At 70.3% G+C, this 19,521-nt stretch carries 21 protein-coding genes; 4 read left to right on the top strand and 17 right to left on the bottom strand.

Annotation, left to right across the window (positions count from 1 at the left end; translation table 11 throughout):
- Positions 1–47: 47 nt before the first annotated feature.
- From Pth03_RS11870 to Pth03_RS11805, 14 genes are all read right to left on the bottom strand, one after another.
- Positions 48–767 carry a VIT1/CCC1 transporter family protein gene (locus Pth03_RS11870; RefSeq protein ID WP_203944229.1) on the bottom strand — a complete coding sequence of 240 codons (720 nt, stop codon included), beginning with the start codon at positions 765–767 and terminating at the stop codon, positions 48–50.
- Positions 764–1,897: a prolipoprotein diacylglyceryl transferase gene (gene lgt, locus Pth03_RS11865; RefSeq protein WP_203944228.1), complete on the bottom strand. Its 1,134-nt coding sequence runs from the start codon at positions 1,895–1,897 to the stop codon at positions 764–766. The genes Pth03_RS11870 and lgt overlap by 4 nt, the downstream gene beginning before the upstream one ends.
- Positions 1,898–1,962: 65 nt before the next feature.
- Complete coding sequence (locus tag Pth03_RS11860) at positions 1,963–2,709, bottom strand: DsbA family protein (RefSeq protein ID WP_203944227.1); 747 nt, start codon at positions 2,707–2,709, stop codon at positions 1,963–1,965.
- A 75-nt stretch (positions 2,710–2,784) separates the two neighbouring features.
- Positions 2,785–3,303 (bottom strand): MauE/DoxX family redox-associated membrane protein, encoded by a 519-nt coding sequence (locus tag Pth03_RS11855; RefSeq protein ID WP_239118947.1) that lies wholly within the window; start codon positions 3,301–3,303, stop codon positions 2,785–2,787.
- A 187-nt stretch (positions 3,304–3,490) separates the two neighbouring features.
- Positions 3,491–4,285, bottom strand: a complete 795-nt coding sequence (trpA, locus tag Pth03_RS11850; protein WP_203944226.1) for a tryptophan synthase subunit alpha — start codon at positions 4,283–4,285, stop codon at positions 3,491–3,493.
- A gap of 20 nt (positions 4,286–4,305) precedes the next feature.
- Positions 4,306–5,523 (bottom strand): tryptophan synthase subunit beta, encoded by a 1,218-nt coding sequence (gene trpB / locus Pth03_RS11845; protein WP_373318531.1) that lies wholly within the window; start codon positions 5,521–5,523, stop codon positions 4,306–4,308.
- 53 nt (positions 5,524–5,576) lie between these two features.
- A complete protein-coding gene (gene trpC, locus Pth03_RS11840) occupies positions 5,577–6,395 on the bottom strand; it encodes an indole-3-glycerol phosphate synthase TrpC (RefSeq protein ID WP_203944225.1) in 819 nt (272 codons plus the stop codon).
- Between the two features lie 145 nt (positions 6,396–6,540).
- Positions 6,541–6,960 (bottom strand): DUF2752 domain-containing protein, encoded by a 420-nt coding sequence (locus Pth03_RS11835; RefSeq protein ID WP_239118968.1) that lies wholly within the window; start codon positions 6,958–6,960, stop codon positions 6,541–6,543.
- Positions 6,961–7,055: 95 nt separating this feature from the next.
- Complete coding sequence (locus Pth03_RS11830) at positions 7,056–7,427, bottom strand: DUF4190 domain-containing protein (protein ID WP_203944224.1); 372 nt, start codon at positions 7,425–7,427, stop codon at positions 7,056–7,058.
- A gap of 145 nt (positions 7,428–7,572) precedes the next feature.
- Positions 7,573–8,250, bottom strand: coding sequence for a TIGR02234 family membrane protein (locus Pth03_RS11825; RefSeq protein ID WP_203944223.1), 678 nt, complete (start codon positions 8,248–8,250; stop codon positions 7,573–7,575).
- Positions 8,247–8,621: a phosphoribosyl-AMP cyclohydrolase gene (hisI, locus tag Pth03_RS11820; RefSeq protein WP_203944222.1), complete on the bottom strand. Its 375-nt coding sequence runs from the start codon at positions 8,619–8,621 to the stop codon at positions 8,247–8,249. The genes Pth03_RS11825 and hisI overlap by 4 nt, the downstream gene beginning before the upstream one ends.
- A gap of 34 nt (positions 8,622–8,655) precedes the next feature.
- Positions 8,656–9,138 carry a GNAT family N-acetyltransferase gene (locus tag Pth03_RS11815; protein ID WP_239118967.1) on the bottom strand — a complete coding sequence of 161 codons (483 nt, stop codon included), beginning with the start codon at positions 9,136–9,138 and terminating at the stop codon, positions 8,656–8,658.
- A gap of 296 nt (positions 9,139–9,434) precedes the next feature.
- On the bottom strand, positions 9,435–10,151 hold the full coding sequence (locus Pth03_RS11810; RefSeq protein WP_203944220.1) for a cache domain-containing protein: 717 nt from the start codon (positions 10,149–10,151) through the stop codon (positions 9,435–9,437).
- A 3-nt stretch (positions 10,152–10,154) separates the two neighbouring features.
- Complete coding sequence (locus Pth03_RS11805; protein ID WP_203944219.1) at positions 10,155–10,907, bottom strand: FadR/GntR family transcriptional regulator; 753 nt, start codon at positions 10,905–10,907, stop codon at positions 10,155–10,157.
- 275 nt (positions 10,908–11,182) lie between these two features.
- Here Pth03_RS11805 and Pth03_RS11800 point away from each other — a divergent pair, with 275 nt between their 5' ends.
- Both Pth03_RS11800 and Pth03_RS11795 read left to right on the top strand, forming a co-directional pair.
- Entirely contained in the window at positions 11,183–12,253 is a 1,071-nt protein-coding gene (locus tag Pth03_RS11800) for an ABC transporter ATP-binding protein (protein ID WP_239118946.1), read from the top strand.
- A 35-nt stretch (positions 12,254–12,288) separates the two neighbouring features.
- A complete protein-coding gene (locus Pth03_RS11795) occupies positions 12,289–13,503 on the top strand; it encodes an ABC transporter substrate-binding protein (protein WP_203944217.1) in 1,215 nt (404 codons plus the stop codon).
- Between the two features lie 229 nt (positions 13,504–13,732).
- Here the strand turns inward: Pth03_RS11795 and Pth03_RS11790 are convergent, their stop codons facing one another.
- Positions 13,733–13,888, bottom strand: coding sequence for a hypothetical protein (locus tag Pth03_RS11790; RefSeq protein WP_203944216.1), 156 nt, complete (start codon positions 13,886–13,888; stop codon positions 13,733–13,735).
- Between the two features lie 65 nt (positions 13,889–13,953).
- On the opposite strand from Pth03_RS11790, the gene Pth03_RS11785 reads away from it, so the two are divergent.
- On the top strand, positions 13,954–14,823 hold the full coding sequence (locus tag Pth03_RS11785; RefSeq protein WP_203944215.1) for an ABC transporter permease: 870 nt from the start codon (positions 13,954–13,956) through the stop codon (positions 14,821–14,823).
- Positions 14,820–15,617, top strand: coding sequence for an ABC transporter permease (locus Pth03_RS11780; RefSeq protein WP_203944214.1), 798 nt, complete (start codon positions 14,820–14,822; stop codon positions 15,615–15,617). Before Pth03_RS11785 ends, Pth03_RS11780 begins: the two co-directional genes overlap by 4 nt.
- On the opposite strand, the gene Pth03_RS11775 is transcribed toward Pth03_RS11780, so the two are convergent.
- Both Pth03_RS11775 and Pth03_RS11770 read right to left on the bottom strand, forming a co-directional pair.
- The gene (locus Pth03_RS11775; RefSeq protein WP_203944213.1) at positions 15,594–17,456 is read right to left on the bottom strand and encodes an ABC transporter ATP-binding protein; all 1,863 of its coding nucleotides are present in this window, start codon (positions 17,454–17,456) and stop codon (positions 15,594–15,596) included. The two genes, Pth03_RS11780 and Pth03_RS11775, sit on opposite strands and share 24 nt — an antisense overlap.
- The gene (locus tag Pth03_RS11770) at positions 17,453–19,309 is read right to left on the bottom strand and encodes an ABC transporter ATP-binding protein (protein ID WP_203944327.1); all 1,857 of its coding nucleotides are present in this window, start codon (positions 19,307–19,309) and stop codon (positions 17,453–17,455) included. Before Pth03_RS11770 ends, Pth03_RS11775 begins: the two co-directional genes overlap by 4 nt.
- Between the last annotated feature and the right edge of the window lie 212 nt (positions 19,310–19,521).

Here is a 19,521-nt window from a genome sequence, read left to right as displayed (position 1 = left end):
AGGGTCGGAGGCGTCCCGTGGGCCGGGCGGGCGGCGCCTGCGCGTCGTCATAGTGCGCCCGATCCGATGAGCGTGCCGAGCCCCCAGGTCAGGCAGGCCGCCACGCCGCCGACGACAAGCTGGCGCAGCCCGCTGAACCACCAGGTCCGAGCCGTGACCCGTGACACCACCGCGCCGGCGGCGAACAACGCGGCCATCGACGCGGCGGCCGGGATCCACAGGGACTGCAGCCCGATCAGGTACGGAAAAAGCGGAATGAGGGCGCCCACTCCGAACGACAGGAACGACGAGACCGCCGCGAGCACCGGGGAGGGAAGATCCTGCGGGTCCACGCCCAGCTCGGCCCGCGTGTGCACGGCGAGCGCCTGCTCCGGGTTGCGGGAGATCTGCCGGGCGACCTCACGCGCGGTGTCGGCCTCGACGCCGCGCTGCACGTAAAGCTGTGTGAGCTCGTCCTCTTCCGACTGGGGGTTGCGTTCGAGCTCGCGCCGCTCGATGTCGATCTCAGCCTCGGCGAGCTCCCGCTGGCTGGCGACCGAGACGTACTCGCCGCCCGCCATGGAGAACGCCCCGGCGGCCAGCCCGGCCACACCCGCCAGCGATATGATCTTGGTGTTCGCCGTTCCTCCCGCGACACCCGCGATCAAGGCGAAATTCGACACCAGGCCGTCCATCGCACCGAACACCGTGGGCCGCAGCCACCCCCCGGTGACGTCCCGGTGCTGGTGATGGATCTCGGCCCGCGCCCCCGAGCCGCCTTCGGTCATCGTTGGCCGGCCTCCTGATCAGGCACGGCCTCCGTCCGGCCCCCATCGCCTTGGTCGCCGTCCGCGCCGTTCGCGACGGGAGCGGCGGCCGCAGGCGTGAGATCCGCCTCGTCGGCCTGGTCACGCTGATGCGCCGGGTCCGCCTCGTCCGTCTCCGGCGAGTCGTCCTGAGCCGCGCCCGCTAAGGCGGAGATCGATGCGTTCCCGCCCTGGGACTTGCCATCGCCTGAGCCGTCGTCCGCGACCGATCCCGTGCCGTCCGTACCGGCGCCCTCGGACCCGTCGAGGGCCTCACCGGTCTCACCGCCGGCCGGCTCGGGCAGCGCCCCCAGGGACTCCTCGCCGGTCTTCTTCCTGGCCAGGAAGAAATACGCCAGCGCGCAAACGAAGATGACGATCGCGGTCCACTGGTTGAGCCGCATACCGAGGATGTGGTGGGCCGGGTCGACGCGCAGCCCCTCGATCCAGAACCGGCCGAGGGTGTATCCCGCGACGTACAGCGCGAACAGCCGCCCGTACCGTAGGGCGAACCTCCGCCCGATCAGCACCAGCACGCCCGCCAGCGCGAGATCCCACAAGGACTCGTAAAGGAAGGTGGGGTGGTAGGTCGAGATCCCCTCCACCGTGCCCGGGCGGCCCGGCTCGATCTCCAGGCCCCACGGCAGCGTGGTGGGGCCGCCGAACAACTCCTGGTTGAAGTAGTTGCCCCAGCGGCCGATGGCCTGCGCCACCGCGACGGCGGGCGCCAGCGTGTCGGCCACGGCGGTGAAGGAGATCCCGTTGCGGCGGCACGCGATCCACACGCCGACACCGCCGAGGGCGATCGCGCCCCAGATGCCGAGCCCGCCCTTCCAGATGAAAAGCACGTCGATCGGCCGGTCGGGAAAGTACAGCTGCCAGTCGGTGATGACGTGGTAGAGACGGCCGCCGACCAGGCCGAACGGCACGGCCCACACGGCGAGGTCGGTGATGGTCCCGGCCGCGCCGCCGCGGGCGCGCCAGCGGCGCTCGCCGATCCACACGGCGACGATGACGCCGAGCACGATGCACAACGCGTAGGCCCGGATCGGGATCGGACCGAGATCCCAGACCCCTTGTGACGGGCTCGGAATTGAGGCGAGGGGTGGCATGTCACGTGACGTTACCGTAAGTCCGCCCGCGCTCGGTGCACAGTGTGGAGGACAGATGACGAAGCTCATCCGGCGGCATTGAGAACGGCCTCCCGCAGGGCGCTCGGCACGAAAGCGACGGTTCCCAGGCTCTGGCCGTTCAACATGACCGTCGGCGTCCCTGCCAGCTTGCGCGAGGCCATGACCTGGTTGGAGTACTGCTGATGGGTGGCGACGTTCCGCAGGCCGCGCACGCAGCCCTCGAAATCGGGAGATGTGACGCCGACCTCATGGCCCCACCGCACCAGCTCGTCGGCGGTGAAACCCACCGAGGTCTCGATCGGCTGCCGCTCGTACAGCTTGTCGTGATACGGCAGCCACTGCGCGCCGTCGGTCACGCAGCGGGCGGCGGAGCCCGCGCGCAGCGAATTCGACATCGTCGGGTCCGTCTTGAAGATCGTGAGCAGGTGGAAAACGACCTTGGCCTTCCCCTCGGCCGCGAGGTTCTTCAGCGTCGACCCGCTGGTCAGCTCCAGCTGCTTGCAGGCCGGGCACTGGTAGTCCTCGTACACGTCGACGACCGGAGCCGTGACGCCCGGCCGCGCCATGACGACGGAGCCGTCCGGCTGGATCGTGATCGGCGCCAGCGCCCCCGTGACCGTCTCCGACGCGCTCTGCCCCACCGACCACCAGGCGATGCCGCCTCCGACCACGGCGATCACCCCGATGGTGATCAGCATGGTCATGCGCCTGCGCTGTCGCTGCCTGCGAAGCGCCTCACGCTGCGCGCCGGCGCGCGCCCTGGCGGAAACAACCCTTGCCCTCTTGCTCATGCAAGCCCCCCGTGGCTGCTCTGCCGGCGCCCCCGCGCCGGTTTCAGCGAGGCCGCGGGGAGCCCCGCGGCCTCGTCAGTCTGTCTCGCCGTCCTCGTCTCCGACGAATGAGGCGTCGGCGTCCCGCGACCCGGTCAGTCCGAGCGCCGAGTCCATCGCCAACCTGCCGGGGGGCTTGTAGATGATCCACGCGGCGCACAGGAGATAACCGGCGTCGCGCAGCAACTCCCAGATGTATCCGGGGTCCTGATCCGCTCCGACCGTGCCGCCGCCGCCGAAACAACCGCAGTCGATCCGCAGGCCGCGCGCCCACGCGGAGGAGATCCCGATGATGAACGCCACCATCAGCAGCCCGCCCACGACGGCGGAGGGCCGTGCGAGCAGACCGAGGACCAGCAGCACCCCGACGATCATCTCCACGATCGGCAGGCCGTGACCCACGAACGTGGCCGCGGTGTCCGGAAGCAACTGATAGGCCTTGACCGCCTGCACCGACACGGCCGGCGCGCCGATCTTGATGGCGCCGGCGACGAACAGGGAGACACCGAGCACGAGCCGCGCGACGGTCGTCACCCATGACAGCGCCGTTCCCACGGACTCTAACCTGTCCGACACCGGCCTTCCGGATGCCAACTGAACCATCGTCTCCTCGCTCCCCGCTCGGGAACCCACGGTGAACAATATCGACACCAAGCACAGCATGTGGCGGATAAGAGCGCGGTAAGCAGGGGTTTTACCCGCCGCACGGGGAGATTGGCCGGTTATGACCGGGGTACGGACCTCAGCGCCGAACGCCTCGCGCGAGTTCGTAGGTGAGTTCGCGCACCGACGCGAGCCCGGACTTCTCGTCGGGCGCGTCGAGCAGCCGGCGGATGAAGGCGGAGCCCACGATGACGCCGTCGGCGTAGGCGGCCACCTCGGCGGCCTGGCTGCCGTTGCCGACTCCGAGGCCGACGCAGACGGGCAGGGAGGTGTGCGCGCGGGTCTTCTTGACCAAGCCCTCCGCCGCCGAGCCCACCGTTTCCCTCGCCCCCGTGACGCCCATCAGCGAGGCGGCGTAGACGAACCCGGTGCAGCAGGAGACGACCCGCTCGATCCGCTCGTCGGGCGAGCTGGGCGCGACCAGGAAGACGGTGTCGATGCCCGCCTCCCTGCTCGCGGTCAGCCACGGGTCCGACTCCTCCGGCGTGAGGTCGGGCGTGATGGTCCCGGCGCCGCCCGCCGAAGCCAGGTCGCGCGCGAAACGCTCCGCCCCATAGCGGTCCACCGGGTTCCAGTACGTCATGACGAGTGTGGCGGCGCCCGTGCGGGCGACTCCCTCGACGGTGCGCATCACGTCGGCGATGCGGGTGCCGTTGGTCAGCGACCGGTGGACCGCGTCCTGGATGGTGGGCCCGTCCATGAGCGGATCGGAGTACGGCAGGCCGATCTCGATCACATCGCAGCCGGCTTCGACCATGGCGGTGGCGGCGGCCACGGCACCGTCCTTGGTGGGGAACCCGGCCGGCAGATAGCCGACCAGTGCCGCCCTGTTCTCGGATCGCGCCTTCTCGAAGACCGTCTGGAGAGTCGTCATCGGTTGCCTTTAACGGGATGTCAGAGGTTGAAGTACTTCATCGCGGTGCCCATGTCCTTGTCACCGCGGCCGGACAGGTTCACCAGGATGGTGGCCTCCGGGCCGAGCTCCCTGCCGAGCTTGAGCGCGCCCGCCAGGGCGTGCGACGACTCCAGGGCCGGGATGATGCCCTCGGTGCGAGCGAGCAGGGCGAAGGCCTCCATCGCCTCTGCGTCGGTGATCCCGTGGTAGACCGCCCGGCCGGAGTCCTTGAGCCACGCGTGCTCGGGGCCGACTCCGGGATAGTCGAGGCCGGCCGAGATCGAGTGCGACTCGATGGTCTGGCCCTCCTCGTCCTGCAGCACGTATGTGCGCGATCCGTGGAGGACTCCGACGCTCCCCTTGGTCAGGGTCAGCGCGTGCTCGCCGCTCTCGGCGCCGCGCCCCCCGGCCTCGTACCCGTGGAGCTGGACGTTCTCGTCTCCGATGAAGGCGTGGAAGATGCCGATCGCGTTGGACCCGCCGCCCACGGCCGCCGCGACCGCGTCGGGCAGCCGGCCGGTGAGCTCCAGGACCTGGCGGCGCGCCTCCACGCCGATGATGCTGGCGAAGTCGCGCACGATCTCCGGGAAGGGGTGCGGGCCCGCGACCGTCCCGAACAGGTAGTGGGTGTGGTCGACGTTGGTGACCCAGTCGCGGAAGGCCTCGTTGATGGCGTCCTTGAGGGTCTGGCTGCCGTTGGTGACCGGCACGACGGTCGCCCCGAGAAGCTTCATCCTGGCCACGTTGAGCGCCTGGCGCTCGCAGTCGACGGCGCCCATGTAGATGACGCATTCCAGGCCCATGAGCGCCGCGGCGGTCGCGGTGGCCACGCCGTGCTGGCCCGCGCCCGTCTCGGCGATCACCCGGGTCTTGCCGAGCCGCTTGGTGAGCAGGGCCTGGCCGAGCACGTTGTTGATCTTGTGAGCGCCCGTGTGCGTGAGGTCCTCGCGCTTGAGCAGGATGCGCGCGCCCCCTGCCTGCTCCGCGAACCGCGCCACCTCGGTGATCGTCGTCGGCCGCCCGGCGTAGGTGCGCAGCAGGTGGTCGAACTCGCGGATGAAGCCGAGGTCCGTCCTGGCCTTGTCGTACTCCGCCGCGACCTCATCGAGTGCCGGGATCAGCGCCTCGGGCACGTAGCGGCCACCGAAGACGCCGAACTTGCCGTGCACGTCGGGTTCGCCGCCGCGCGTGCCCGCCAGGTCGGCCGGGGTGATCAGGGTGCCTTCCGCCTCGGAGGCGGGCTGCCCGCCTTGAGCGCTCTGTGTCACGACTACCTCTCGGATCCGGTGTCGAGTCGGGATGCCGGGTGGGCGCCCGCGGTCACCAGGTCGTTGACCGCCGCCCTGGGGTCCCTTCCGGTGACGAGGCTCTCCCCGACCAGCACGGCGTCGGCCCCCGCGCGGGCGTAGGCGAGCAGGTCGTGCGGACCGCGCACGCCGGACTCCGCGATCTTGATGATGCCGTCGGGCACCTTGGGCGAAAGCCTGGCGAACACTTCGCGGTCGACCTCGAGGGTCTTCAGGTTCCGGGCGTTCACCCCGATGATCTTAGCCCCGGCGTCGACGGCCCTGACGAGCTCTTCCTCGGTGTGCACCTCGACCAGCGGGGTCAGGCCGATCGACTCGGCCCGCTCGATCAGCGAGACCAGCGCGCTCTGGCCGAGCGCGGCCACGATCAGCAGCGCGAGGTCCGCGCCGTAGGCCCGGGCCTCCCAGAGCTGGTAGGAGGTGACGATGAAGTCCTTGCGCAGGATCGGGATGTCGACGGCGGCGCGCACGGCGGCCAGGTCGTCCAGCGTCCCGCCGAACCTGCGCCGCTCGGTGAGCACGCTTATGACGTGTGCCCCGCCCGCCTCGTAGTCGGCGGCCAGCGCCGCCGGATCGGCGATCGCGGCCAGCGCGCCCTTCGAGGGGCTCGATCGCTTCACCTCGGCGATCACCGAGACCTTGTCGCCCCCGAGCGCTGCGTACGCGTCCCGCGGTCCCGGCGCCCGCATGGCCCGCTGCTTGAGCTCCTCGATGGAAACGGTCTTCTGCCGCTCCTCGAGATCCTCCCGCACGCCGAGGATGATCTCCTCGAGAACACTCACGCGTCCTCCCCGCCCTCGGCTCGGAGCCCGCGCGAATTACCAGTCCGCTCGATCACGCGTCAGGGTCCCTCCGGTCGGCTGCTCTTGTCTGTCTTGCCCTGCGATGCTATCGGCCCAACTTGCGCCGCCTCGCCACTGGGTCTCGTCAGGGGGCGAGGAAATGTCCGAAAGGCAGGTTTCGCGCCACCCCGAACACGACGGCGATGACAAGAAGTCCGTAAAGGACGCCGGGGCGCACCTTACCCATGGGCGTGGGCCGTCCCTGCCAGGCGCGTAAGACCCACCGGCCCCACCAGAACACCGCGAAGGGGATCGCGACCAGGACGAGCGGGTTCATGCCGGCCGCGCCGTACAGGTCTCCGTGGGCGAGGTCGTGCACGGCGCGCAGGCCGCCGCATCCCGGGCAGTACAGCCCCGTCAGCAGATAGAGCGGGCAGACCGGGTAGTGGCCCGGCTGATTGGGGTCGACCAGGGCGACCAGGACGGCTCCCGCGGCGAGCGGCGCGGCCACGCCGAGCGGCGCGAGCATCGACCGCGCACGACCCCGCGCGCGTAGCCCCGTCATTTCCACGCCGCCGCTCCCACGCCGATCACTGTAACCCGGCTCCGGCGTGGGCCGGCGGACCGGCGATCTTGACGGTGACCGCGCGCCGCCGAACGTCACACGCCGGCCGGCGGGGGGCCGAAGGACGAGAGGGCCTGGAGCACGAACACGGTGATGATCCAGATGAACAGGGCGAAGTAGGAGAGGGTCAGCCCGGTGAGGGCCATCCCCCGGCCGCCGGCGTCGGTCCGCCTGATGTGACGCAGGGCCAGGTGCCCGGTGATCGCGCCGAACAAGGCGGGAAGGCCGCACATGATCAGCCCGGCGACGCCCAGGACCAGCGTCGCGACGGCCAGTCCGCTCCTGGGCGGCCGGCCGTACGGGTCGGGCGCGGAGGGCGGGAAGCCCTCGCCGGCGTGTCCCTCGCCGGGCGGCGTGCCGTGGCCCCCCAGGCCGCCCGTGGCGCCCGGCTCTGTTCCGTAGGTCATCGACGCTCCCGCGAGATGGGTGCGGACGTCTCCCTCTCCCGGACGCCGCCGGGCGCGGATGGTCCGCTCGATGGTCGGTCAGTGATCGTAGTCGCCGCCCCTGCCGAACGGCTGTTCCCGCCGCCGCCCACCGGCGGCACACGGTTCAGTCGCGGGTGCCGCCGCCGGACGGCTCGTCCACCGTCGGATCCCGTCCCTCGTCGAGGGCCTCCCACAGGGCGCGCTCGCCGGTCGCACGGCGGGGACGGCCCTGCGATCCCGTACGGCTCCCGCCGTCGGGCCGGTCGTAGCGGCTGGACATGCCGGGCCATCTCCCGCCCCGGACGGCGGCCACCAGGCCCGCGGCCACCAGGACGACCCCACCGGCCATCGCCAGGGCGGGCCACGCCCAGGCAGGCGAGTGGGCGGGGGCTCCGTGGCTGGCCATCATGACCGTCGTGGCGTGCTCACGCGCCACCGCCACGATCGTCGCCGTCTCCATGGCGGTCCAGCTGCCCGCCACCACCGCCACGCCGCAGAGGCTGATCACCAGTGCGATCGCGCGCCTGGCAAGGCCCCGCGCCGCCAGCACGGCGACCGTGGCCGCCAACGCCGCCAGCGCGGCGGGAGTCAGGTAAGCCACGAGCTCGCCGCCCGTGACGGGCACGTCGCCGGAGCCCGGCACGCCCCCCGCGGGAACGGCGAAGACCACGGTCGCCCACGTGCGGCCGGAGGCCAGCAGCGCCAGTCCGGCTCCCGCGGCGGAGGCGACCAGCCAGATCATCAGTGAGCGCCGTGCCGTACGGCCGGGCGCGGGCGCGCGCGTCCCGTCGGTGGTGGTCATGCGGTTTCGCTTACCTCTTCGCCCGCCGGATCGGCTTTCAGGAGCACATCCGCATCGAAGCAGGTGCGGTCACCGGTGTGGCAGGCGGCCCCCACCTGGTGCACCCGGAGCAGGATCGTGTCGGCGTCGCAGTCGAGGGCGACCTGCTTGACCCACTGCACGTGGCCGGAGGTGTCGCCCTTCACCCAGTACTCCCCGCGGCTGCGGGACCAGTAGGTGGCCCGGCCCGTGGTCAGCGTCCGGTGCAGCGCCTCGTCGTCCATCCAGGCGAGCATCAGCACCTCGCCGGTGTCGTGCTGCTGCACGACGGCGGGCACGAGCCCGTCGGGGCCGCGCTTCAGCCGTTCGGCGATCTTCGGGTCGAGTCCCATGCGGCCAATTCTGCCGTACGCGGCAGGCCGCGCCTCAGCCGAAGGGGGTCGGCAGGGACGCGCCCGACGCCGCCTGCCAGGACATCACCAGGCGCGGCACGCCGTCCTCGAAGTAGTCGCCGGCCTGCTCGTTCGTCACGAACCCCAGGCTCTCGGAAAGCGCGCGGCCGGCGGTGTTGCCCGGTTCCATGGTCATCATGACCGTCTCGTAGCCGTGGCCGACGGCCCTGCGCAGGACCTCCGAGGACAGCAGGCGGCCGGTCCCGCTCCGGCGCATGTCGCTCCGGACCGCCAAAGCCACGAACCACGCCTCGCGCACGCCGTCCGACACGGAGGGCAGGACGATCGCGTGGCCGATCAGCTCGTCGTCCTTCACTGCGACGATCAAGAGGGTGGGCGCGATGTCGAACATCTGCCGCAGAGCCGTGGGAGGGAAGGCGTGCTCGCCATAGGCGTCACGTTCCAGCCGGGCGAGGTCGGCCAACTCCGCCACGGTCGCCTGTCTGATCTCGGGCATTTCGGCCACGCAATCTTCTCACTTAAGCCATGCGAAATATCCGGGGCAGCACCTGCGATTACGGTTCACGACCCGATATAGACGTTACGTGTGCAGGGATCACCGCGTCTACACGGCCGAGAACGCCGCGTGAAGAAATACCCGCCAAGGCTCTTCGACCTCGGCGAACGTTCAAGTCCCGTCGGAATCGGCGGGCCCTTCGCCGCGACGCCGCGCGTCAAGAAAGGACATGAAATGTAACCGACGCCCGGCGATACACGCCTTAAGACTTTCTGATGGCATTATCGCCGATTTACTTATTTTTCGGTGACGAGTGAGAGCGGCAGGTCGCGCACGGGCCGTACAGCGAAACTCCCGGCGTCCCGGCAGAGGTCTCCCGCGACCCAGCGTGCGGTGTTGGAGGCCACCACCCGGCCGCCGGAGTTGACCAGGAAGGCCGGCGCGGGGATCTCCCGCAGCGCCGGGAGCACCGCGCCCTCGAAACGGCGGACGAGCACGTCGGCGGCGGCCACACCCGCGAAGACCCCGCCGGTGACGACCGGCACCGACATCGTGAGGCTGTATTCGTCGGTGCACAGATAGTCGACGTACGGCCCGCAGATCGTGCGCTCCGCCCCGGACAGCGGGCCGGAGTACCACTCCCAGTGCGTGTAGTCGTAGAAGGCGCTGCTCGACGGGTCGAGGTCGCGCAGCAACTGCACGGGATCGCCGCCGGGGTTCTCCTGCCACCACTCGAGGTACCAGGGCGCGTCGGCCAGCAGACCCGGGGCCGCGATGAACCCGATGCCCGCGATGAGCGCCGCGACGCCGCCGCCGGTCAGCCGGCCCCAGAGCAGCGGCCGCAGGACCGCCAGGTCAGCCGTCACGGTCCGGCGGCCCCGCGGCGCGACGCACCGCGCCGTCGCGTCCCGCACCTCGCGAAGGGAGGCGAACACGCCGCCGACCATGTCGCCGACGAGGGTGAGCACTCCCGCCGTGTGCGGAAGGTCCTCGTACCCCGCTTGTGCGGTCATCGCCTACTCCTGGAGGCCCAGCCTCAGCTCGATGAGGTGTTCTATCGCGTCGAGCACGTGCCGTTCGGCGAGGGCCCTGGCCTGGTCGCCGTCGCCGTCCTCGATCGCGCGGGCGATGGCATGGTGCTGTGCGGCCGTCTCATCGTGCCCGCAGCGCGCCTCGTGAGAAAGCCAAAGCAGCGGTCCGATGTCGGCCTGTAATCGGATCTCCTCCTGAGTGAGTCGCGCCGACTGCGACGCGGCCGCCACCTCGATGTGGAACCGGCCGTCCAGCCTCCGGAGCCGGCCGGTCGTCTCCGGGGAGGCGCCGCCGTGCGGGCGCATGACGGCCGCCGTCTCCCTGATCGACCGCCACAGCGGGGCGACGTCGGAGGGCAGGGAACGCTGCGCGGCCAGGCGGGCCGCCGCACCCGCGATGGCGCCGTAGTGGTCGCCGAGATCCCGCAGCTCGTCGACGGCGTAGGTGCGCAGCCGCACAGCGGGGTCGATCTCGGCGGGCACGCGGACGAAGCTTCCGCCGCCCCTGCCCCGGCGCGTCTCGACCATCCCCTGCTGCCGCAGCGCCATCAGCGCCTCCCGAAGCGTCACCGTGGACACGCCGAGACGTGCGGCGAGATCGGCCTCGCTCGGCAGTTGCTCGCCGTCGGCGAGTAGGCCGACGGCGATCGCGTCGGCGAGACGGCGCACGACGGCCGCCACCCGGGCGGTGCTGTCCACCGGGGAGAAGACGGCGAGCCCCACGGCGTTCACGACCATGCCCGTATCACCGCCCCACCGCATCTCTCACCTGCCTGACCTGCCGATTCACTCGCCGTGCCGCGTACCCGGGCGTACGCCTGGCCGGGGCCGGGCCGCACGTGGTGCCGCGGGCGTACCGGAGGAACGGGATGTTTTGTCCCGGTCCACACGCGAGTGGACCACGCCGTCGCGAGCTGCGCCAGTCACGGTCGTGATCTCACCTGTCGGACATCGCCGCGCTGAAACTCTGACAGGACTTTACGGGAAACATATAACCCCATATGTTTTCGGCCATGCCAGACCAAGCAGTCAGCCTCCGGGGCCTGCGCAAGACCTTCGGGAGCGTCGAGGCGGTCGCGGGCGTCGATCTCGACGTCGCCGACGGGGAGTTCTTCGCGATGCTCGGGCCGTCCGGTTCGGGCAAGACGACCGTTTTGCGGATGATCGCCGGATTCGAGTCCCCCACCGAGGGCGTCGTCGAACTGGCGGGCCGCGACGTCACCCGGCTCGCCCCCTTCGAGCGTGACGTGAACACCGTTTTCCAGGACTACGCGCTCTTCCCCCACATGACGGTCCTGCAGAACGTCGAATACGGGCTGCGGGTGAAGAGGGTGGCCAAGGCGGAGCGGCGTGAACGGGCGCACGACGCGTTGCGGTCGGTCCGCCTGGACGGCTTCGACGCACGCCGCCCCGCCCAGCTTTCCGGCGGCCAGCGCCAGCGCGTCGCGCTCGCCCGGGCTCTCGTGAACCGGCCGCGCGTGCTCCTGCTCGACGAGCCGCTCGGCGCGCTCGACCTGAAACTCCGTGAGGAGATGCAGGTCGAGCTCAAGGCGATCCAGCGCGAGGTCGGCATCACGTTCCTGTTCGTGACCCACGACCAGGAGGAGGCGCTCACCATGAGCGACAGGGTCGCGGTGTTCAACCACGGCAGGATCGAGCAGGTCGGCACGCCGGCCGAGATCTACGAGAGACCCGCCACGTCGTTCGTGGCCGGATTCGTCGGCACGTCCAACCTGATCTCCGGCTACGCGGCGCCTGCCGTACTCGGCAAAGAGGGCACCTTCAGCGTCAGGCCGGAGAAGCTCCGCGTCGTCCTGGGCGACGGCGAGGGCGCCGGGCCGGACGAGCACGAGGCCGCCGGCACCGTGTCCGAGGTGGTCTACGCCGGACCGGCGACCCGGTTCGTCGTCGACCTCGACGCCGGCGGGCGGCTCATCGCCCTCCAGCAGAACCTGCAGGTCTCGTCCATGGACGTCCTGGGCCTGCGCGGCAGCAGGGTCAGGCTCGTCTGGCACCGCCGCCACGAGTTCGCCATCGCCGACGCCCCCGCGCCCGGCATACCTCGGGAAGCGGCGCACAGCTGAGCCCGGGCCACCCCCCACGAACCAAGGAGAACCCCATGCGAACCCCCCGCTTCGGCCGGACCGGTCTCATCGCCACCGCGGCGCTCGCGCTCGTCGCCGTGGCCGGGTGCGGCGGCGACACGTCGTCCACAGGCGCGGCGCCGGGCACCACCGGTTTCACCCCGCCCAAGCTCGAGGCGCTCAAGTCGCTCGGCGCCGGGGAAGGCCAGGTCAATCTGGTGGCCTGGGCCGGATACGCCGAAGATGGCTCCAACGACCCGAAGGTCGACTGGGTGCACCCCTTCGAGCAAGCCACCGGCTGCAAGGTCAACACCAAGACCGCCGGCACGTCCGACGAGATGGTCAACCTGATGAAGACGGGCGAGTACGACGCCGTCTCCGCCTCAGGCGACGCCTCGCTGCGGCTGATCGCCTCGGGCACGGTCGCCCCCGTGAACACCGACCTCATCCCCAATTACACGGACGTGTTCCCGAGCCTGAAGCTCCAGCCGTGGAACTCCGTCAACGGCGTGCCGTACGGGGTGCCGCACGGGCGCGGCGCCAACCTCCTGATGTGGCGCACGGACAAGGTCTCCCCGGCACCCGACTCGTGGGGTGTCGTGTTCGACCCGGCCTCGCCGTACAAGGGGCATGTGACGGCGTACGACTCGCCGATCTACATCGCCGACGCGGCGCTCTACCTCATGTCGGCCAAGCCGGAGCTCGGCATCAAGAATCCGTACGCGCTGGACGACAAGCAGCTGCAGGCGGCCGTGGACCTGCTGAAGCAGCAGAAGGCGAACGTCGGCGAGTACTGGTCCGACTACACCAAGGCGGTCCAGTCGTTCAAGAGCGGCGACACCGTGGTGGGCACGACCTGGCAGGTCATCGCCAACTTGACCGAGGCGGAGAAGGCCCCGGTCGACGTGGTGCTGCCCAAGGAGGGCGCGACCGGCTGGTCGGACACGTGGATGGTCGCGGCCAAGGCCCAGCACCCGAACTGCGCGTACAAGTGGATGGACTGGATCATCTCGCCGAAGGCGAACGCCCAGGTCGCAGAGTGGTTCGGCGAGGCGCCCTCCAACGCCAAGGCGTGCGCCGAGACCTCGGACAAGTCGTTCTGCGACACCTTCCACGCCGGCGACGAGAGCTATTTCTCCAAGGTCCACTACTGGACCACTCCGATCGCCCAGTGCCTCGACGGCCGTACCGGCGTCAAGTGCACGGACTACTCCGAGTGGACCCGAGCCTGGACCGAAATCAAGGGCTGATCACACCCCCTGAGTGTGATGACCCCCCCAAGAGGGTGATGACGCCTCTCGGTGGTGATCACACCCTCTGGTGGTGACCACACCCCTTTGGTCGTGATCATGCAGAAGTTCGGGGGCGGCCGTTTGACCAGCCGAAACCTCAACCGTGATCATGCAGAAGTTCGGCGAATCCGGGGTCTACCTGGGCAGACACATTTCGTGATCATGCACTAGCGCACCGAGTGCATGATCACGAAATGTGTCGCCGCAGGTGGGCGTGGGCGCGTCCGAACTTCTGCATGATCACGATGAGAATCACCGCAGGTGGGAGCAGGAGCGCTCGAACTTCTGCATGATCACGAGCAGTGTCGCCGCAGGGCGGCGGCATGAACGCGAACTTCTGCATGATCACACCCAAGGGTCCTGGTGATCATGTTAATTGGAGAAGGGCAAGATGAAGGACATGACGGCATGACGGCGGGGGTCGGCGCGGCGAAGGGGCCGACTTTACGACGCGAAATCTCCGCCTTCTTCCACCGGCACTCCCGGGTACGGCTGTCGCTGTTGCTGTCGGCCCCGCTCGCCTGGCTGGGGCTGGCCTATCTGGGTTCGCTGGCCGCCCTGATCGCATCGGCGTTCTGGTCGACCGACACCTTCACCGGCGACCTGGTCAAGACGTTCACCTGGGCCAACTTCCACGACCTGCTGACGATCGACGTCTACCGGACGATCGCCCTGCGCTCGGTCTGGGTGGCGGCCGCAGTGACGCTCATCGACCTGGCGATCGCGTTTCCCATGGCCTTCGCGATGGCCAAGCTCGCCTCTCCCCGGGCACAGCGGTGGCTGGTGATCCTGGTGCTCACCCCGCTCTGGGCCTCTTACCTGGTCAAGGCGTACGCCTGGCGGGTCATGTTGTCCTCCGGCGGCATCCTCGGCTGGGGGTACGGCCTGACCGCCACGATCGCCACCCTCGCCTACCTGTGGCTGCCGTACATGATCCTGCCCATCTACGCGGGACTCGAGCGCATGCCGAACGCGCTCCTGGACGCGGCCGGCGATCTGGGCGCCCGCGGCTGGCGCACGTTCCGCACGGTGGTGTGGCCGTTGACGTTCCCCGCGGTCGTCGCGGGCTCGATCTTCACGTTCTCGCTGTCGCTCGGCGACTACATCACCGTAAAGATCGTCGGCGGAAAGTCGCAGCTCATCGGCAACGTCGTCTACGACAACATCGGCGCGGCCAACAACCTCCCATTCGCCGCGGCCGTCGCGACCGTGCCCGTCGTGATCATGTTGGTCTACCTCGCGGCCGTCCGCCGCACCGGTGCCCTGGAGAATCTGTGAATCTTTCCCGTCCGGCCCGTGTGCTGCTCGGAGTCGCACTGGTACTCGGTCTCGGCGTCATCTACGTGCCGCTGGCCGTGGTGGTGCTCAACTCCTTCAACGCCGACAAGACCTTCGGGTGGCCGCCCTCCGGCCTGACGTTCCAGTGGTGGCGGTCGGCGTGGGACTCCAGCGGCCTGCGCGACGCCCTGTGGACCTCGGTCCAGGCGGGCCTGGGGGCGACCGTCGTCGCCCTGGTCCTGGGGACGATGGCGGCCTTCGCCGTACAGCGGTACCGCTTCTTCGGCAAGAACACCGTCTCGCTGCTCATCGTGCTGCCGATCGCGTTGCCGGGCATCGTGACGGGCATCGCGCTGAGCAACACCTTCCACACCGTCCTCGGCGTGCCGCTCGGGCTCCTCACGGTGATCGTCGGACATGCCACCTTCTGCGTGGTGACCGTCTACAACAACGTGCTGGCCCGGTTGCGCCGCATGGGCCTGGGGCTGGAGGAGGCCTCGGCCGACCTCGGGGCCGACACGTTCACCACGTTCCGCCTGGTCACCTTCCCGATGATGCGCTCGGCGCTGCTCGCGGGAGGCCTGCTGGCCTTTGCGCTGTCGTTCGACGAGATCATCGTGACCACGTTCACCTCGGGGGCGGGCGTCAAGACGCTGCCCATCTGGATCTTCGAGAACCTCTTCCGGCCCAACCAGGCCCCCGTGGTCAACGTGGTCGCCGCCGCGCTCATCGTCGTCTCGGTCGTCCCGATCTACCTCGCTCAGCGCCTGTCAGGCGAGGCCTCCACCCACTGACCCGCCCGCCGCCGAGGTGGAGTGCACGCCGGAGGTCCACGACGCGTACAGGTCGGCGTAGACGCCCGGCTCCGCCACGAGTACGGCATGCGGGCCGCGCTGCACGATCCGCCCGTGCTCGAAGACGATGACCTCGTCGGCGGCCTCCGCCGTGGACAGCCGGTGGGCGATGGACACGGCGGTGCGGCCGCGGATCACGCCGTCGAGGGCGCGCGCGAGGCGCACCTCGGTGGCCGGGTCGACGGCCGAGGTGGCCTCGTCGAGCAGCAGCAGGTCGGGGTCGGCGAGGTAGGCCCGGGCGAGCGCGACGAGCTGGCGCTCCCCCGCCGACAGCGACTCGCCGCGCTGGCCCACCGGCGTCTCCAGCCCGGCGGGCAGGCCGTCGGCCCACTCGTCAAGGCCCAGCTCGGTCAGGGCCCGCCGCACGTCGGAGTCCGTGGCGGAGGGACGCCCGAACCGGATGTTGTCGGCAAGGGTCGAGTCGAACAGGAAGCCGTCCTGCGGGACCATCACGATGCGCTCCCGCAGCGAGGAGAACCGCACGTCGCGCAGGTCGACGCCGTCGAGGAGGATCCGGCCCGACGTGGGGTCCATGAGCCGGGTCAGCAGCTTGGCGAACGTCGTCTTGCCCGAGCCGGTCTCGCCCACGACCGCGACCCTGGTGCGGGGGGCGATCTCCACGGAGACGTCGTGGAGCACCCGCGCGCCGCCCGGGTAGGCGAATCCGACGTCCTCGAAGGCCACCGAGATCGGCCCGCGCTGCAGCGTCACGCCGCCCGCGGGGTCGGCGACGTCGGCGGGCGTGTCGAGCACCCCGAGGATGCGCCGCCACCCGGCGATCGCGTTCTGCGCCTCGTTCAGCACCTCGGTCGCGGTCTGAAGGGGGCTGATGAACAGCGTGATGAGGAACAGGAACGCGATGAGCCTGCCGGGCGTGATCGACCCGGCCGCGCCGAGCCCCACCCCGGCGAGGACCACTCCGGCCACCGCTACCGCGGCCACGAGCTCGGTGATCGGGAAGGTGAATCCGATGATCTGCTGCGCCCGGGTCTGGGCCCGGCGCTGCGCCTCCACCGCCGCGTCGATCCGCGCCGCCGTACGGTCCTCGGATCCGTAGGCGCGGATGACGGCGCTGCCGACGACGGACTCGCTCACGGCCGACAGCACGTCGCCGGTGCGCTCGCGGATGCGGTTGTAGGCCCGGGCCACCAGCCGCTGGAAGCGCGGCAGGGCGAACACCAGCGGCAGGAAGCAGGCCCACACCAGCAGCGTCAGCTGCCAGGAGTAGACCGCCATCAGGACGGTGGCGACCAGCAACTGGCCGAAGGACACGATGACGAGCAGGCCGCCCCACTGCATGAACGTGCTGATCTGGTCGACGTCGCTGGTCACCCGCGAGACGAGCGCGCCGCGCCGCTCGGTGTTCTGCGTGAGCACCGACAGGTCGTGCACGTGGCGGAAGCCCTTGCCGCGCAGCGTGGCCAGGCCCGCCTCGGTCGACTTGTAGAGCCTGACGTTCATCAGGTAGCCGCACAGCGCGGTCAGCAGCACGGCGACCGCGCACAACGCCGTCGCGTCGCGGATGAACGCCACGTCAGGTTCGGCTCCGCCGAGGCCGCGGTCGATCACCTGCTGCACCGCGATGGGCACGATGACCTTGCCGAGGGTGGCGAGCACGGCCAGGGCCAGCGTGCCTCCCAGGCCCCGGCGGAACTCGGGCGACAGGCGCAGGCCGTGCCTGATCGTCTGGGTCGCCGAGCGCTCGGCCGCCCGCAGGCTGCCGGGTTCCCCCGTGTCGCTCTTCTCGGCGCCCGTCTCCTCCTGCGTCACGGCGGTCACGCCACGACCTCCTCATCCGTGTCGAAGCCGGGTTCCCCGTCGAGATCTGTATCGAGATCCGCGTCGAGATCCGTGTCGAGATCCGTGTCGTCGTCCGCGCCGAGCACGGCGCGCTCGGCCTCCTCACGCTCGTAGGCCGTGACGAGCGACCGGTAGCCCTCACATCTGGCCAGCAGCGCCTCATGGGTGCCCTGGTCGGTGACCATGCCGTGTTCCAGGTAGACGACCTCGTCGGCCAGGGCGATCGTCGCCATGCGGTAGGCGACGACGATCACCGTCGAGTCGGCGGAGCCGTCGCGCAGCCCGTGCAGGATGCGCTTTTCCACCTGGGGGTCGACGCTGGAGGTGGCGTCGTCGAGGATGAGCAGCCGCGGACTGCGCACGATCGCGCGGGCCAGCGCCACACGCTGCCGCTGGCCGCCCGACAGGGTCGCGCCGCGCTCCCCGACGCGGGTGTCGAGCCCGGACGGCAACCCGCTCACGAAACCGTCGGCCTGGGCCAGCCGCAGCGCCGCCCACACGGTCTCGTCCGGCACGTCCAGGCCGAGCGTGATGTTGCCGCGGATGGTGTCGTCGAACAGGAACGTCTGCTGGGGCACGAGCGCCACTGAGCCGCTCACCGCTCCGCGCTCGGCCTCGCGCAGGTCGGTCCCGTCGATGAGCACGGCGCCCTTCCCCGGGTCGACCAGGCGGGCCAGCAGCAGGGTGAGCGTCGATTTGCCCGAGCCTGTGGGTCCCACCACGGCGATCGTCCGCCCCGGCTCCACCTCGAAGCTCACGTCGTCGAGCACGGGGGCGTCGGGGACGTAGCCGAAGGTGACGTCGTCGAACCGCACCCGGGCGGGGCCGCCCGCGCCGAGCGCGGCCGTGCCGTACTCCATGGATCCGGTCGCTTCGATGACGTCCTGGACGCGGGTCCAGCCGACGACGCTGCGCGGAAGCTCGGCGAGCACCCAGCCGAGCGCCCGGACGGGGAAGGCGAGCAGCGTGAAGAGGTAGGCGACCTGGATGAGGTCTCCGGCGACGAGGTCGCCCGCCTCGATCCGCAGCGAGCCCACCAGCAGGACGGCCAGCACACCGAGGGTGGGCAGCGCCTCCAGCAGCGGGTCGAACAGGCCGCGCACCCGGCCGACGGCGACGTTGGCGTCACGCAGCTCGTCGGCCCTGGCCTGGAAGCGGCGGGCCTCGGCGTCCTCCCTGCCGAGCGTCTTGACGACGAGCGCGCCGTCGAAGCTCTCGTGGGCGACCTCGCTCACCTCGGCCCGCAACTGCTGGGCGCGCATCACCAGCGGGGAGAGCCGGCGCTGGTAGACGAGGTTGAGCAGCGCGATGGCCGGAAAGATGAGGAAGCCGACGATCGCGAGGACGGGGTCGACGACCAGGATGGCGACGGCGGCCGTCACGAGCATCACGACGACTCCCACGGCCATGGGCAGGGGCGCGATCGGCGCCCAGGCGGCCTCGGTGTCGGAGTTGGCGTTGGACAGCAACTGGCCCGTCGGGTGCCGGTGGTGCCACGACAGCGGAAGCCGGAGGTACTGCCGGGTGACCGCGCGGCGCGAGCGGGCCTGCATGCGGTACTGCATGACGCCGGCGAGGATGCGCCGGCCCATCACCCCGAGCGCCTTGAGCACCGCCACACCGAGGATGAAGACGGCCGCGACCACCAGCGTGCCGGTGGCGACGCCGCCCTTCTGGAAGGCGGGCAGCACGGCGTTGTCGGTGGCCCAGCCGAGCGCCGACGACGAGGCGACGGTCATGAGGCCGTACACGGCGCTCGACAGTACGGCGACGGTGAAAACGCGGGGTTCGCTGCGGATCGCCACGCCGATGACCCGCAGGCCCTGGAGCATGACGGATCCGCCCGGCCGTGCGGGAGGCTGCTTCGTCGGCAAGCCGATTCCTCTCCATCGAGGGCTTGGCCGGCCTCCTCAGCAGGCGACCGGCGAATCGGACGTTACCTACCCCCGGCATCCGTCCGGATCGGCCACTCGACCGACGTCACACCAAGCCTTTAGTCCTAGATATTCCTTATCATCACGATCAACAGGTTTATTCCAGCGGG

Origin of the sequence: Planotetraspora thailandica, from assembly GCF_016863335.1 — a bacterium.
Lineage (GTDB): Bacteria > Actinomycetota > Actinomycetes > Streptosporangiales > Streptosporangiaceae > Planotetraspora > Planotetraspora thailandica.
The sequence above is the reverse complement of the archived record's forward strand: the minus strand, read 5'-3'. Positions and strand labels throughout refer to the sequence as shown.

Bases quoted from the DNA above. Each gene is read 5' to 3' on its own strand.
- Pth03_RS11870 (WP_203944229.1), bottom strand. From the start codon at position 767: ATGACCGAAGGCGGCTCGGGGGCGCGGGCCGAGATCCATCACCAGCAC.
- lgt (WP_203944228.1), bottom strand. From the start codon at position 1,897: ATGCCACCCCTCGCCTCAATTCCGAGCCCGTCACAAGGGGTCTGGGAT.
- Pth03_RS11860 (WP_203944227.1), bottom strand. From the start codon at position 2,709: ATGAGCAAGAGGGCAAGGGTTGTTTCCGCCAGGGCGCGCGCCGGCGCG.
- trpA (WP_203944226.1), bottom strand. From the start codon at position 4,285: ATGACGACTCTCCAGACGGTCTTCGAGAAGGCGCGATCCGAGAACAGG.
- Pth03_RS11835 (WP_239118968.1), bottom strand. From the start codon at position 6,960: ATGACGGGGCTACGCGCGCGGGGTCGTGCGCGGTCGATGCTCGCGCCG.
- Pth03_RS11830 (WP_203944224.1), bottom strand. From the start codon at position 7,427: ATGACCTACGGAACAGAGCCGGGCGCCACGGGCGGCCTGGGGGGCCAC.
- Pth03_RS11825 (WP_203944223.1), bottom strand. From the start codon at position 8,250: ATGACCACCACCGACGGGACGCGCGCGCCCGCGCCCGGCCGTACGGCA.
- hisI (WP_203944222.1), bottom strand. From the start codon at position 8,621: ATGGGACTCGACCCGAAGATCGCCGAACGGCTGAAGCGCGGCCCCGAC.
- Pth03_RS11815 (WP_239118967.1), bottom strand. From the start codon at position 9,138: ATGCCCGAGATCAGACAGGCGACCGTGGCGGAGTTGGCCGACCTCGCC.
- Pth03_RS11810 (WP_203944220.1), bottom strand. From the start codon at position 10,151: ATGACCGCACAAGCGGGGTACGAGGACCTTCCGCACACGGCGGGAGTG.
- Pth03_RS11805 (WP_203944219.1), bottom strand. From the start codon at position 10,907: ATGGTCGTGAACGCCGTGGGGCTCGCCGTCTTCTCCCCGGTGGACAGC.
- Pth03_RS11800 (WP_239118946.1), top strand. From the start codon at position 11,183: ATGCCAGACCAAGCAGTCAGCCTCCGGGGCCTGCGCAAGACCTTCGGG.
- Pth03_RS11795 (WP_203944217.1), top strand. From the start codon at position 12,289: ATGCGAACCCCCCGCTTCGGCCGGACCGGTCTCATCGCCACCGCGGCG.
- Pth03_RS11790 (WP_203944216.1), bottom strand. From the start codon at position 13,888: ATGCAGAAGTTCGCGTTCATGCCGCCGCCCTGCGGCGACACTGCTCGT.
- Pth03_RS11785 (WP_203944215.1), top strand. From the start codon at position 13,954: ATGACGGCGGGGGTCGGCGCGGCGAAGGGGCCGACTTTACGACGCGAA.
- Pth03_RS11770 (WP_203944327.1), bottom strand. From the start codon at position 19,309: ATGCTCCAGGGCCTGCGGGTCATCGGCGTGGCGATCCGCAGCGAACCC.